General features: G+C 68.9%; 6 protein-coding genes and 1 pseudogene. 6 read left to right on the forward strand and 1 reads right to left on the reverse strand.

Going from position 1 to position 14,195, the window contains the following annotated elements:
- Position 1: 1 nt before the first annotated feature.
- The 6 genes and pseudogenes from ABKF58_RS09840 (at position 2) to ABKF58_RS09865 (ending at position 13,292) form a co-directional block, all read left to right on the forward strand.
- Complete coding sequence (locus tag ABKF58_RS09840) at positions 2–2,215, forward strand: hybrid sensor histidine kinase/response regulator (RefSeq protein WP_482584270.1); 2,214 nt, start codon at positions 2–4, stop codon at positions 2,213–2,215.
- Between the two features lie 33 nt (positions 2,216–2,248).
- Positions 2,249–3,265, forward strand: coding sequence for a chemotaxis protein CheB (locus tag ABKF58_RS09845; protein ID WP_482584271.1), 1,017 nt, complete (start codon positions 2,249–2,251; stop codon positions 3,263–3,265).
- 25 nt (positions 3,266–3,290) lie between these two features.
- Positions 3,291–4,694, forward strand: coding sequence for a response regulator (locus ABKF58_RS09850; protein ID WP_482584272.1), 1,404 nt, complete (start codon positions 3,291–3,293; stop codon positions 4,692–4,694).
- A gap of 119 nt (positions 4,695–4,813) precedes the next feature.
- Positions 4,814–6,507 (forward strand): annotated as a pseudogene (locus tag ABKF58_RS09855) (putative bifunctional diguanylate cyclase/phosphodiesterase).
- A 360-nt stretch (positions 6,508–6,867) separates the two neighbouring features.
- Positions 6,868–10,209: a DUF748 domain-containing protein gene (locus ABKF58_RS09860; protein WP_482584273.1), complete on the forward strand. Its 3,342-nt coding sequence runs from the start codon at positions 6,868–6,870 to the stop codon at positions 10,207–10,209.
- A 233-nt stretch (positions 10,210–10,442) separates the two neighbouring features.
- Positions 10,443–13,292, forward strand: a complete 2,850-nt coding sequence (locus ABKF58_RS09865; RefSeq protein ID WP_482584274.1) for an adenosylcobalamin-dependent ribonucleoside-diphosphate reductase — start codon at positions 10,443–10,445, stop codon at positions 13,290–13,292.
- A 162-nt stretch (positions 13,293–13,454) separates the two neighbouring features.
- Here the strand turns inward: ABKF58_RS09865 and ABKF58_RS09870 are convergent, their stop codons facing one another.
- A complete protein-coding gene (locus tag ABKF58_RS09870; RefSeq protein ID WP_482584275.1) occupies positions 13,455–14,105 on the reverse strand; it encodes a HugZ family pyridoxamine 5'-phosphate oxidase in 651 nt (216 codons plus the stop codon).
- Between the last annotated feature and the right edge of the window lie 90 nt (positions 14,106–14,195).

Consider the following 14,195-nt stretch of genomic DNA (forward strand, 5'->3'; position numbering starts at 1 on the left):
CATGGCCATCGATCGTGAAGCCCTGCGCCAGCGCCTGCTGAGCAGCTTCCGCGAGGAGGCGGCGGAGCGTCTGGGCGTGCTGGAGCACGAACTGCAGCGCTGGCAGCAGGCGCCGCCGCAGCAGGAATCGCTCGAGACGGTGTTTCGCGAAGTGCACAGCCTGAAAGGGGCGGCGCGGGCGGTCGGGCTGACCGAGCTGGAGCGCCTGAGCCATGCCTGGGAGACGCTGCTGTCGGCGTTGCAGCGCGGGCAGCTGGCGTTTCAGCCGCTGCTGAGCGACGTCTCGCGCGATGTGCTGCGCCTGTTGCAGCGCGCCCACGCCGGTGAAACGTTGGCCGAAGCGCAGTACGGCGAGCTGTGCCGGGCCCTGGAGGCGGTGGCCGCCGGGGAGCCTCCGCCGCCGCGCTCGCCCCTGCCGCAGATGACCGTGGCGCCGCCGGCCGAAGCGCCGCGGAGCGTCAGCGACAGCGTGCGGGTGCCAGTGCATTTGCTCGACGCCTTGCTGTACCACGGCGAGGAGCTGACCCAGAGCAAACTCGAGGCGCAGGCCCTGCGCCAGCAGCTGCGTGCGGCGCAGCAGGATTTCCAGGCGCTGAAGCAGCGCCGCACCTCGCTCGCGTCGCTGCTGCGGCTGCTGCGGGAGAACCTGGCCGACGGCGTGGCGCCCGCGACGGACACGCTGCAGGGCTTGCTCGACTACCTGGATTGGAATCAGGACCAGCTCGACCGCCTGCACTTCAACAGCAACCAGCAGGCGCGTGCCGGCACGCATCTGGCGGCCGGCCTCGCCAGCCTGAGCGACGGTTTCACCCAGGGCCTGCAGGAGGTGTTGCAGCTGCCTTGCCAGACCCTGCTGGACGGCTTGCCACCGCTGGTCGACGACTTGGCGCGCCAGACCGGCAAGCGGGTGCGGCTGGTGCTGCCGGACACCGCCTTGCAGGTGGACAAGCGCATTCTGGATGAGCTGCGCACGCCGCTGCAGCACCTGCTGCGCAACGCCATCGACCACGGCATCGAAGTGCCGGCGGCGCGCCTGTCGGCCGGCAAGGCGGAGAGCGGCACCCTGACGCTGGACATCCGGCAGGAGCCGGGCAGCCGCTTCGTGCTGCGGCTGCAGGACGATGGCGGCGGTATCGACGCCGCGCGGGTGAAGGCCAAGGCGGTGGAGCTGGGCCTGCTCGCGGCCGACGAGGCCCGGCAACTGGACGAGGCGCAGGCCCTGTCCTACATCTTCGAGTCCGGGCTATCGACCAGCCGGCTGCTGACCGATCTGTCCGGGCGCGGGCTGGGGCTCGCCATCGTGCGCGAGGCGGTGGAAAAGCTGGGCGGGCGCATCAGCGTGCACTCCGAGCCCGGCCGCGGCTGCGAGTTCTGCCTGCGCCTGCCACTCAGCCGCTCGTCGTTCCGCGCCGTGCTGGTGCGGGTTGGAGAGCGCCTGTTCGGCATGCCGGTGCAGGCGGTGGAGCGCACCCTGCGGATGCCGCGTGCGGCACTGCGGCGCGTGGAGAACAAGGTCACGCTCAGTCTCGACGGGCAGGTGCTGCCGCTGTGGTCGCTGGCCGAAGTACTGGGGCTGGAGCCGGCCGGCGAGGGCGGGGCAGAGGTGTCGCTGCTGCTGCTGGGCGCGGAGGGGATGCGCTACCTGCTGCAGGTCGACGAGTTGCTGGGGGACCAGGAAATCACGCTGAAGTCGCTGGGGGCGCAGCTCAAGCGGGTGCGCAACCTGCTCGGCGCCACGGTGTTGGGCGATGGCACGCTGGTGCCGGTGCTGCACCCGCAGGATTTGCAGCGCAGCGCGCTGTCTTGCGCCGGCACGGCCTTCGCCGTCACGCCGCCCGAGCGTCGCGTGGCGCGGCCGCGCATCCTGGTGGCGGAAGATTCGTTCACCTCGCGCGGCCTGCTGAAGGCGTTGCTGGAGAGTGCCGGCTACGAGGTGCAGACCGCCAACGACGGGCTGGATGCCTGGAACGCCCTCAAGCAGGCGCAGTTCGACCTGCTGGTGTCGGATATCGAGATGCCGCGGCTGGACGGTTTCGCCCTGACCAGCAAGATCCGCGCCGACCGCGCCCTGACCGAGCTGCCCGTGGTGCTGGTCACCGCCTTGCAGTCGGCCGAAGACCGGGCGCACGGGCTGGATGTCGGTGCCAACGCCTACCTGGTGAAAAGCGGGCTGGAGCAGGACACGCTGCTCGAGGCGGTGAAGCGCCTGCTCTGAGCGGGGCGCTAAGAGCCTGTTGGGGAGAGTCCCATGCGCGTAATGGTCATCGACGATTCCAGCGTGGCGCGTCAGTTGCTGCGCACCCTGCTCGAGAGCGAAGGCTACGACGTGGTCGAGGCCGGCTCCGGCCTGCAGGCGCTGGAACTCGTCACCCGGGTGCAACCGGACCTGGTCACCATGGATGTCCACATGCCCGGAATGGACGGCTTCGACACCACCCGGCGGCTGCTCGAGCTCTATGCGGTGCCGGTGGTCATCGTCACCGCCAGCGCCAACACCAAGGAGGCCGCGACGGTCATCCGGGCACTCGCCGCCGGGGCGCTGGCCGTGGTGGAAAAGCCGCGCGGGCCGCTGCACCCGCAGTTCTACCCGCACGCTGTGCAACTGATCCAGACGCTGCAGCGGGTGCAGACGCTCACGGTACGCTCGCCGCCGCCCCGGTCGGGGCCGACCGGGGCCGACCCGGCGCGCTGGGACAAGCCGATCCGGCTCGTCGCCATCGGCGCTTCGGCCGGCGGCCCCGCCGCGCTGAAGGTGCTGCTGGGCGGCCTGGATCCGCCCTGTCCGTGGCCGATCCTGCTGGTGCAGCACATCGCCGGCGGCTTTCTCGACAGCCTGCGCGACTGGCTCAGCCTGCAGTCGACGCTGCCGGTCCACATCGCGCGGCCGGGTGAGCCGCTGCAGCCCGGTCATCTGTACCTGTCGCCGGAGGCGCACCATCTGGCGGTGAGCCGCGATTTGCGCTTCAGGCTGGCACGTTGCGAGCCGCAGGAGACGGCCTGCCCGTCGATCTCCCATCTGTTCGACGGACTGGCCGACGAACTGCAGGGGGAGGTGCTCGCCATCCTGCTGTCCGGCATGGGGTGCGACGGCGCGGCGGCGCTGGCCCGCCTCAAGGCCAAGGGGGCGCTCACCCTGGTGCAGCAGCCCGATAGCGCGGTGGTGAGCGGCATGCCCGCCGCCGCGATCGAACTGTCGGCGGCGTGCCGCGTGCAGTCGCCGGAAACCATGGCATTGACGCTCAACGGCCTGATGCGGCATGCCTGAACCATTGCTGATCGAGAGGCAGTCCATGTTGCAGGGAACCGACATTCTGATCGTCGAAGACAGCGCGACCCAGGCGCTCCAGTTGCAGGCCCTGCTCGAAGGGCACGGCTGCCGGGTGCGGGTGGCGCGCGACGGCTACCAGGCCTTGCGCGAGGTCGCCGGACAGCCCCCCACCATCATGATCAGCGACATCATGATGCCGGGGATGGACGGCTACGAGCTGTGCAGCCAGCTCAAGGCGGACCCGGCCACGGCCATGATCCCGATCATCCTGGTCACCACCTTGTCGGACCCGCGCGACGTCATGCGCGGCCTGAGCTGTGGCGCCGACAACTTCATCCTCAAGCCCTACGACGAAAAATACCTGCTGTCGCGCATCCATTACTTCCTGGCCAACCAGGCCTTGCGCCAGCCCGAGCGCGCGGCCGTCGGCATGGAGGTGATGCTGGAGGGCGAGCGCCACTTCATCACCTCGGCGCGTCAGCAAATCCTCGACCTGCTGATCTCGACCTACGAGCAAAGCATCCAGCTCAACCAGGACCTGAAGGCCAAGCATGCCGAACTGTCGCGCTCGCACGCCCTCCTGGACGGCCTGTTCCGCTTTTCGGCCGCCATGTCCGCGGCGCAGACCGAGCATGACGTGATCGGGCGGGCGCTGGAGGAGGTGCTGGCCTTCCCGGACGGCGCCGCCGCCTGGTTGCTGCTGGCCGATACGCAGGCCCTCGCCGAACCGATGCAACTGGCGGGGTGGAATGGCCGGCTGGACGAGCCCGCCTTGCGCCGCGCCATCGCGGACGGCTGTCCCTGCCTTTACGCCGGCCGCCAGGAGGAGTTGCGGCAGGCGTTCAACATCGCGCAATGCCCGGCCCTGTGCGACGCCGGGGAAGGGCACTGGCACGCCTGCAGTCCGCTGCTGCTGGGGGACGAGGTGATCGGGGTGCTCAACGTGCTGCGGGCCGGCCGCGTGCCGTGGGACGAGCCGGCGCTGGACGCCTTCACCATGATCGGCCGGCAGCTGGCCGTGGCGCTGGCCCGGGCCCGGATGTTCGAGAGCCTGGAGTCGTTGGTAGCCGAGCGCACCCGTGCCCTGCGTAGCGAAATGGGCGAGCGCGCGCGTGCCGAGGCGGCCTTGCGCCAGAGCGAGGCGCTGCTGCACAAGGTGCTGGAGACGCTGCCGGTCGGGGTCTGGGTAACCGACGAGAAGGGGGAATCCTGCTGCACAATTCCGAGGGGGAGCGCATCTGGGGGGCCAACCCGGGTAGCGAGCCGCAACGACGCTGGTATGGCCCGCAGGGCCAGCAGATTGCCGCCGACGACGGCGAGCTGCTGCGCACCATCCGCCACGACGGCACCGTGCACAACCTGGTGCGCCAGATATTGTCGTTCGACGGTGCGGCGCGCACCGTGCTCGACGCCGAGGTGCCGTTGACCGACGACGACAATCAGGTCCGGGGCGGCATTCTGGTCGAGCAGGACATCACGGCGCAGCAGGTGATCGACCTGGAACTGCGCGTTCGCCAGCGCGCCATCGAGGCCAGCGTCAACGCGGTGCTGATCACCGACAATCGCCGTCCGGACAACCCCATCATCTACGTCAACCCGGCCTTCGAGCGCATCACCGGCTACGCCCGTGCGGCGGTGATCGGCCGCAACTGCCGCTTCCTGCAGGGCCGTGACACCGCCCAGCCGGAGCTGACGGCGATCCGCCGCGCGCTGGAGAACCGGCACGAAGGCAAGGCGCTGCTGCGCAACTACCGCAAGGACGGCTCGATGTTCTGGAACGAGCTGCGGGTGGCGCCGGTGCGGGACAGCCAGGGCGAGGTCAGCCATTACATCGGCGTGCTCAACGATGTGACCGAGGCCAAGCGCTATCAGGAGGAGCTGGAACGCCAGGCCAACTTCGACACCCTGACCGGCCTGCCCAACCGCAACCTGCTGCAGGACCGGCTGGGCCAGGGCATCGCCGTGGCCAGGAGCAAGGACGAGCGTTTCGCCGTGGCGCTGCTCGACCTGGACAACTTCAAGTACGTCAACGACAGCCTGGGGCATACCCTGGGCGACGCGCTGCTGATCGAGGTGGCGCGGCGCATCGAGAGCAGCGTGCCGGCGCTGGCGACGGTGTCGCGGCTGGGCGGGGACGACTTCGTGCTGCTGCTGCCCGGGGTGAAGACCGCCGAGCAGCTGGATCTCGCACTCAAAAACGTCACCGACCAGCTGAACCAGCCGGTCGAGCTCAGCGGCACCGAGCTGTTCCTCTCCGCCAGCATCGGCTGCTGCTTCTACCCGGACGACGGCAGCAGCGTCGACGAACTCCTGAGCAACGCCGACACCGCCATGTACCAGGCCAAGGCGCTTGGCAAGAGCCAGGTGCGTTGCTTCGCGCTGCACATGAACGACCGGGTGCAGCGGCGGGTGGAACTGGAGGGCGCCTTGCGCCGGGCCATCGCGCAGGACGAGTTGACGATGTACTACCAGCCGCAGCTGGACCTGCAGAGCGGCCGGCTGTGCGGCTTCGAGGCGCTGTTGCGCTGGCGCCGGGGGAGCGGCTGATCTCCCCGCTCGAGTTCATCCCCATCGCCGAGGAAACCGGGCTGATCCGCGAGATCGACCGCTACGTGATCCGCGCGGTGTTCCGCCAGGTCGAGGCATGGCGCGCCGAGGGGCTGGACCCCGGCGAGGTGGCGATCAACATCTCCGCCCTGAGCCTGCAGGAAGCCGGCATCGTGCCCTATATCGCGGCCGAGATGGCGAGCCGCCGCCTGCCCCCTGACGCCATCAAGCTCGAGGTCACCGAGAGCCTGCTGATGAAGAACGTCGATACCGCACAGCAGGTGATGTCCGAGCTCAAGGCGCTGCACCTGAAGTGGTCGATCGACGATTTCGGCACCGGCTACTCGGCCTTGAGCTACCTGCGCCGCTATCCCTTCGACCAGCTCAAGATCGACAAGAGCTTCATCGACGACGTCAACGTCAACCCGGAAAACGCCTCGATGACGCGCGCCATCATCAGCATGGCGCGTTCGCTGCGCATCGCCGTCATCGCCGAGGGGGTGGAGAATCGCGAGCAGCTGGGGTTCCTGGTCGAGGCCGGCTGCGACCAGATCCAGGGCTACTACTATTCGCCGCCGCTGACGGCCGAGGCGTGCCGGCCGTGGCTGATCCACCGCGGGCCGCCCGGCCCGGACGAGGCTTCGGCCAACCCTGCACGCAGCCACGCCGGTAACGACGCGCCCACCGGCTGACGCTGCTGCCGCGGCCGTGGCGTGCGGCTTTGAGGTGCCCGCTCCGCCTTCGCTTCCACACTTTGCCCCGTGTCCGCCGGCGATCCGGTCATGACGCGTTTTCATCCGGCCGGGCAGGGGGGCGCCATCCCCAGGGGGCGCCTGCGGCCTCGCCGGGCACATGACCGCGACGGGAAGGGAACAATCGCGACGCGGGCCAGTCCCGTCATATCGATGCCGCGGCGCCCTCCCGACCAGGCGGGCGCATCGCGCCGGCACCCCCATCCCGAGCGCTTTATTGCCTGCTTGGCGGGCGGGTAGGCGCTGAAATCGATCGGGCAGGCTGTCATAATGACAATGAAAACAACAAGGGGTTATGCCGTGAGCGAAAGTGAGCAGGACAAGGGCGTGATGAGGCGTCGCCGCTGGCCGTACTGGGTCGGCGGTGGCGCGCTGGCACTGGTGGCGGCGAGCTGGGGAGCGCTGGCCTGGGTGGTGCCCGACGTGGCGCGCCACGCCGCCGCCGACTGGGCGCAGGGCAAGGGCCAGAAGCTCAGCATCGGCACGATGAAGATCGAACCGTGGTCGATGAAGGTGGAGCTGGGCGACGTGCGCCTGGCCGAGGGCAACGGTGCGCCGCTGTTTGCCGCCCGGCGTCTGGTGCTGGATGCCGAGCCGACCGCGCTGTTCATCGGCCGCTGGCGCGCCGCGCTGTTCCAGCTCGACAAGCCGCAGTGGTTCGTCGAGCGCAATGCCCAGGGCGAATGGAACTGGGCGCGCTTCGTCAAGGCGGTGAGCGGTCCGGCCAAGCCCGCCACCGAGAGCAAGGGCGAGCTGCCCAAGCTGGTGTTGGACCTGTTGCAGCTTAATGGCGGCGAAGTACGCATGGTCGATCACTTCGGCGGCGAGACGCGTGCCTTCGATCTCAAACCGGTCAACCTGACGCTGAAGGAACTGAGCACGCTGCCGGTGGACGGTGGCAGTTACACCTTGACCGCCGAGCTTGGCGACGGCGCGAAGTTGGCCTGGAAGGGTAACGTGGGGCTGCAGCCGCTGCAGTCGTCCGGCGAGGCCCGGCTCGACAAGCTGACGCTTGCCAGCCTCTGGCCCTACGTGCAGCCGTTCTTCCAGACCGCCCCGCCACAAGGCGAGCTGGCCGCCAGCGCGCGCTACCAGTTCGACCTCAGCGGCAAGACGCCGCAGCTCAAGGTGGCGCCGTTCAACGCCACGCTCAACCAACTGCGTCTCGCCGCCCCCGGCGGCGGCAGCGCGCTGGCACTGAAGCAGCTGGCGCTGGAAGGCGGCCGCTTCGACCTGGCTCGCTCCAGCGTCGACATCACCCGGCTGCGCCTGGCCGACGGCGAACTCTCCGCCCAGCGCAACGGTGCCGGGCAGCTCGACTGGCTCGCCGCACTGCCGCCCGCCAAGCCCGAAACGGCGCCGGCCAAACCGTCACCATGGCAGGTCAAGGTCGGCGAGATCCGCGCCGAGAACTGGCGCTACCGTTTCGGCGATGCCGGATTCGTCCAGCCGCTCGAGGTGCAGGCCGCCATGCCGCTGCTCAGCACACAGCTGGCCGTCGGGCCCAAGGACGGCGTGGTGCTGAGCAAGCTCGGTACGCAGCTGGCCGAGATCGGTGTCGGCGCCGCCGGCAGCGCGCCCGTCATCCGGCTCGCCACGGCGGCGCTGGCCGACAGCGAGCTGCGGCTGGCCAAGCACGAGGTGCACCTGGGGGCGCTGACGCTGGGCGGCCCGGTGGCCGACGTCGAGCGCAACCGCCAGGGCGAGATCAACCTGCAGCAAGTGTTCGCCAAGTCTTCGGCCAACCCTGTGGTCAAACCGGTGGCAGCCGAGGGCGACGCCCCTGCCTGGCAGCTGCACTACCCGACGGTGACGCTGGAAAACGGCCGCCTCAACTGGCTCGACCAGACCCTGCCGCGCCCACTGCGCGCCACGCTGAGCGAGCTCTCCGTCAACGCCGCGCCGCAGGATTCGGGCGCGCTGGCGCTGGACGTGGACAGCCGGCTGGAGTCCGGGCGGCTGGCGGCCAAGCTGACGCTTTCGCCGGATGGCGCCGCGCTGGGCGGCAAGATCACCGCCAGCGCCGTGCCGCTGGCGCCGTTCGCCCCGTACGCGCTGAGCGGCACCGTGCTGAAACTGGCCGGCGGTACCCTTTCGGCCAACCTCGATGTCGACGCCGGCAGCAAGGGCTGGAAGGTGGGCGGGCAGGGGGCGCTGAACCGGTTCTCGCTGCTCGAGCCCAACAACCGCCAGCCGCTGCTGGCCTGGCGTCAACTGGCGCTCAACGGCCTCAGCGCCAGCAGCGGCACGCCGCTCAAGGTGCAGCTGCGCGAGGTGCGCCTGAGCGACCCGGTGGCGCGGCTGATCCTCAACCAGCAGCGCCAGCTCAACGTCAGCAACCTGCTGGCCGGCAAGCCCGCCGCCGCGGCTCCCGCCCCGGTCCCCACCGCCACGCCGGCGGCCCCGACCGCGCCGGCCAGGGTCGAGGTCAAGGCGAAGAAACCCGCCGCGACGGGCGCGCCGCAGGTGGAAGTGCGCACGGTGCACGTGCAGGGCGGCGACATCGAGTTCGCCGACCTCGGCATGAAGCCCAGCTTCGCCACCCGCATCCACAACCTGCGCGGCTCGATCCAGGGCTTGTCGAGCCAGCCGGGACGACGCGGCACGGTGACGCTGGACGGCGACGTCGACCAGTACGGCGACGTGCGCGTGCGCGGCGCGCTGGCGCCGCAGGCCGTGACCGACGACGCCGACATCACGCTGGCGTTCCGCAACATCCCGCTCACCAGCCTCAACCCGTATTCGATGAACTTCGCCGGCTGGAAGGTCAACGACGGCCGGCTGTCGGTCGATCTGCGCTACCTGCTCGACAAGCGCCAGCTCAAGGCCGAGAACCGCGTCGTGATCGACTCGATCCAGCTCGGCGAAGAAGTGCAGGAGCCCGGCGTGACGCGCCTGCCGCTGCGCCTGGCCGTGGCCCTGCTGGAAGACAGCGACGGCCGCATCGACCTCGACCTGCCGATCAGCGGCAGCCTCGACGACCCGCAGTTCAGTTATGGCCGCGTGGTGTGGAAGGCCTTCGTCAACGTCATCACCAAGATCGTCACCGCGCCGTTCAGGGCGCTGGGGGCGCTGATGGGCGGCGAGGGCTTCGACGAAGTGCGCTTCGTCGCCGGCGAAGCCAACGTGGCGCCGCCCGAGCGCGAAAAGCTCGACAAGCTCGCCGCCGTGCTGGTGAAGCGCCCGCGCATGACGCTGGTGCTGGCGGGCACCTACGACCCGGCGGTGGAAACGCGCGAACTGGCGCGCGCGCGCACCGACCGCGCCATCCTGCAGGCGGCCGGCCACAAGCTGGAAGCGGGCGAGCCGCTGCCGCTGCCCGACCTCGACGACCCCGCGGTGCAGTCGGCGGTGAAATCGGTCTTCGCACAGCGCATCGGCCGGCTTAAACTGGTGCAGCGGCTGCTTTCGCTGCCGGACAACGTGGCGCGCTACAAGACGCTGCGCGAGCAGCTGATCGCCGCCGAGCCGGTCTCCGAAACCGAGCTCAAGGCGCTGGCCCAGGCCCGCGTTACGGCGGCGCGTCAGGCCATGCTCAAGACCGACCCGACGTTGGCCGAACGGCTGACGCTGGGCGAGGCGAAGCGGGTCAAGGCCGACGGCGACGGGGTGGCCCTGGCCATCGCGCTCGGCAGCCGCTGAGCGCCGGCGAACGATCGGCGGTACGCCGCGTCGTTGGCGCAGGATGGGTTGCGCTGCACGTCACCCATCCTGCGGAGCGCCGTTCCCGCGTCCGACGGGATGGCGCACTCGCAACGATTTCTTGTCCTCGCTCCAGCCACCGAGGGAGCTTGACCAACATCAACGCCCGGCCGCGCTGGATAGCGTGAAATGCCGGTTTTGCCGCACCGAATGCCAGTTAGGGAGGGGGAGTAGTGAAACAGGAAAACGTGGCCGCCATGAGCGAACAGGCCATCTCGCGTGAAGTGCTGCTGGAGAAATACGCCAAGGGCGACGAACAGAGCGTCGCCGACGTGCGCCGCCGCGTGGCGCGCGCGCTGTCCGGCATCGAGGCCGAACCCGCGCGTTACGAGGCGGCGTTCTTCGACGCGCTGCAGCGCGGCTTCATCCCCGGCGGGCGCATCAACTCTGCCGCCGGCACCGAACTCAAGGCGACGCTGATCAACTGCTTCGTGCAGCCGGTCGGCGACGCCGTCAGCGAGAGCGAGGGCGGCAAGGTCGGCATCTACGAGGCGCTGCTGCAGGCCGCCGAAACCATGCGCCGCGGCGGCGGCGTCGGCTACAACTTCAGCCGCATCCGTCCCAAGGGCGCGCGCGTCAAGGGCACCCACAGCCGTGCTTCCGGCCCGGTGTCGTACATGCGCGTGTTCGACCGCAGCTGCGAAACGGTGGAATCGGCCGGCTCGCGGCGCGGCGCGCAGATGGGCGTGCTCAACATCGAACACCCCGACGTCGAGGACTTCATCCACGCCAAGGACCAGGGCGACCTGAAGAACTTCAACATCTCGGTTGGCGTCTCCGACGCCTTCATGCAGGCGGTCGAGGCCGACGGGCCGTGGCAGCTGGTACACGCCGTCGAGCCGGCCAGCGACGCCTTCCCCGAGGCCTTCCGCCGCGACGACGGTCTGTGGGTGTACCGCACCGTGCGTGCCCGCGAGCTGTGGCGCCAGATCATGGAATCCACCTACGACCACGCCGAGCCGGGGGTGCTGTTCCTCAGCCAGATCAACCGCGACAACAACCTCAGCTACTGCGAGGTCATCGAGTCGACCAACCCCTGCGGCGAACAGCCGCTGCCCGACTACGGCTGCTGCGACCTGGGCTCGATCAACCTCGCCGCCTTCGTCGAGCACCCCTTCACGCGCCGCGCCCGCTTCGACTTCAAGGCCTTCGAGACCGTGGTGTGCAGCGCCATTCGCATGCTCGACAACGTGCTCGACCTCACCGTCTGGCCGCTGCCCGAGCAACAACGCGAGGCGCAGGCCAAGCGTCGTGTCGGCCTCGGCTTCACCGGCCTGGGCGACGCGCTGATCCTGCTGCAGATCGCCTACAACAGCCCGCAGGGGCGGCAGATGGCGGCCAAGTTCGCCGAGACCATGCGCGACGCCGCCTACGACGCCTCGGTCGACCTCGCCATCGAGAAGGGCGCGTTCCCGCTGTTCGACGCCGACAACTACCTGGCCGAACCGCACTGCGCCAGCCGCCTGCCCGAAGCGATCAAGGCGCGCATCCGCCAGCACGGCATCCGCAACTCGCACCTGCTCTCCATCGCCCCCACCGGCACCATCTCGCTGGCCTTCGCCGACAACGCCTCCAACGGCATCGAGCCGCCGTTCTCGTGGTATTACACCCGCAAGAAGCGTATGGCCGACGGCTCGCAGCAGGAATACCGCGTCGAAGACCACGCCTACCGCCTGTACCGCCTGAACGGCGGCGACGTCGAGAAACTGCCGCCGTACTTCGTCTCGGCGCTGGAAATGAGCGCGCTCGACCACATGCAGATGGTGGCTGCGGTGGCGCCGTACATCGACACCGCCATCTCCAAGACCGTCAACGTCCCGGCCGACTACCCCTTCGACGAGTTCGAGCACCTCTACCTCGAAGCCTGGAAGGCCGGCCTCAAGGGCATCACCACCTACCGCCCCAACAGCGTGCTGGGCTCGGTGCTGTCGGTCGAGCCGGCCCAGGCCGCGCCGCAGGACCTCCTGGCGAGCCAGGAAGGTGATCCGGACCGCCGCATCGCGCTGGTCAGCACCCCGAGCCCGGCGCTCGCCAGCCTGAAGTGGCCGCACCGCCCGCGCCTGAAGGGCGGCAACCCGTCGTGGACCTACATGATCGAGCACGACGACGGCGCCTTCGCTGTGTTCGTCGGCCATGTCGAAAACGGCCACACCCAGCCCTTCGAATGCTGGGTCAACGGCAACGAACAGCCGCGCGGCCTCGGCGCCCTGGCCAAAACGCTGTCGATGGACATGCGCTGCCGCGACAAGGCCCGGCTCGCGCTCAAGCTCGACGCCCTGGCGCACACCATGGGCGACCGGCGCTACACGCTGGAACTGGGCGAGCGCACGCTGCATGCCAGCTCCGCCGCCGCCGTGCTGGGCCAGGTGGTGCGCCACCGCGTCGAGCAGCTCGGCGCGCTCGACATGCACGCCGACGACACCTCCCCGGTTATGGACGCGCTGTTCGCCAAGAAAGAACCCAAGACCGGCACCGACGGCACCATGAGCTGGTCGGTGGACGTCAGCAATCCGCAAACCGGCGACGACTTCGTGCTGTTCCTGAAAGAGCTGGTGTTGCCCGACGGCCAGCGCCGCCCGTTCTCGATGTGGCTCGCCGGCAGCTACCCGCGCGAGCTGGATGGCCTGTGCAAGATGCTGAGCCTCGACATGCGCGTGATCGATCCGGCCTGGATCGGCATGAAACTGCGCAAGCTGCTCAACTACGCCGAACCGCAAGGCGACTTCTTCGCCCGCGTGCCCGGCAGCGACAAATCGCAAAGCTGGCCCTCCACCGTCGCCTACGTCGCGCGCCTGCTGATCCACCGCTTCGCCATGCTCGGTCTCCTCACCGAAGACGGCGTGCCGGTGGAGAACATGGGCGTGATGGTGCCGGAGCAGGGCGACCTGTTCGACAGCGTGCAAATGGAAACCGTCGCCCCGGTCGCCGGCAAACCCTGCCCGGAATGCGGCCACCACGCGCTGATCAAGAAGGACGGCTGCGAGTTCTGCACCGCCTGCGGCCATATCGGGGCATGCGGGTGAGGTTTGGGCCCGCTTGAGGTGTTGGACCAGTAAAACAAAGCCCCGGGCTGTCTGAGCCTGGGGCTTTTTTCTTCGGCAAGGTGATGGTGTGCGTAGGGGGCGTGAAGCAGGAGCGGGTCCCGTCTGGCTGAGGCATCCGCTTGGGAAGCCGCTTTCTCCGCCTTATTCGAGTTTGGCCGCTAGGGCGCGTACCGCTTCTTTGACGGTTTCAAGGCACAACGTCTCTCCCGGTAGCGCTTGCCGTTGCCGCTGCCCTGCGAGTTCGTAGTCGATGCCATAGTGGTCGATGCCCAGCACGCGCGCGCGGCCTGGAAGCACGGCCGATACTTCATCTACGAGCAGAGCCTCGTCGGCAGCGGGCAGTCGGGTCAACGCCTTCCACTCCGGCTCTTCCAGCCAGCCCATGCGGCCGATCCCGCCGATGAAGCGTATGCGTTTGGGATTGAGTCTGAAGAACATGAAGTCAAGGTCGAGAAGCTGTTCCGAGCCTGGCTCATAGCGGAAATACCTGGCCAGGAAGGCGGGTGTCGCCTCGTGTTTTTCCGCATCGGCCACCCACGTGAGGCGGGCTGTGGCTTGCACATCCGTGGCCCCGGGCTGCACCACCGACAGGCTCACACGCGGGTCGGTCAGCAGATTTTTGGTGTGTTCGGCCAAGGCGCTGATGTAGAGCACCGGGCAGTGGCTCTCATCCAGGACGTAGGGAACGACGGTGGCGTATGGATAGCCCGGCAATTGGGACGAGTTGGTCGCCAGCGTCCCATATGTGGACTCATGCAGTAGCGTGAGGGCAGCCTCGATAGGGATTTTCACGAGAATGAATTCCGGCGAAAGAGTCGGCACAGGGTGGGTAAGTCCGATACTAACTTACGCCATCAGGAGCGTTATGGCGAGGCCTGGCCG

It is taken from the genome of Pseudogulbenkiania sp. AW2-16, assembly GCF_056824575.1.

Coding starts and splice junctions, on each gene's coding strand:
- ABKF58_RS09840 (WP_482584270.1), top strand. CDS start 2: ATGGCCATCGATCGTGAAGCCCTGCGCCAGCGCCTGCTGAGCAGCTTC.
- ABKF58_RS09845 (WP_482584271.1), top strand. CDS start 2,249: ATGCGCGTAATGGTCATCGACGATTCCAGCGTGGCGCGTCAGTTGCTG.
- ABKF58_RS09850 (WP_482584272.1), top strand. CDS start 3,291: ATGTTGCAGGGAACCGACATTCTGATCGTCGAAGACAGCGCGACCCAG.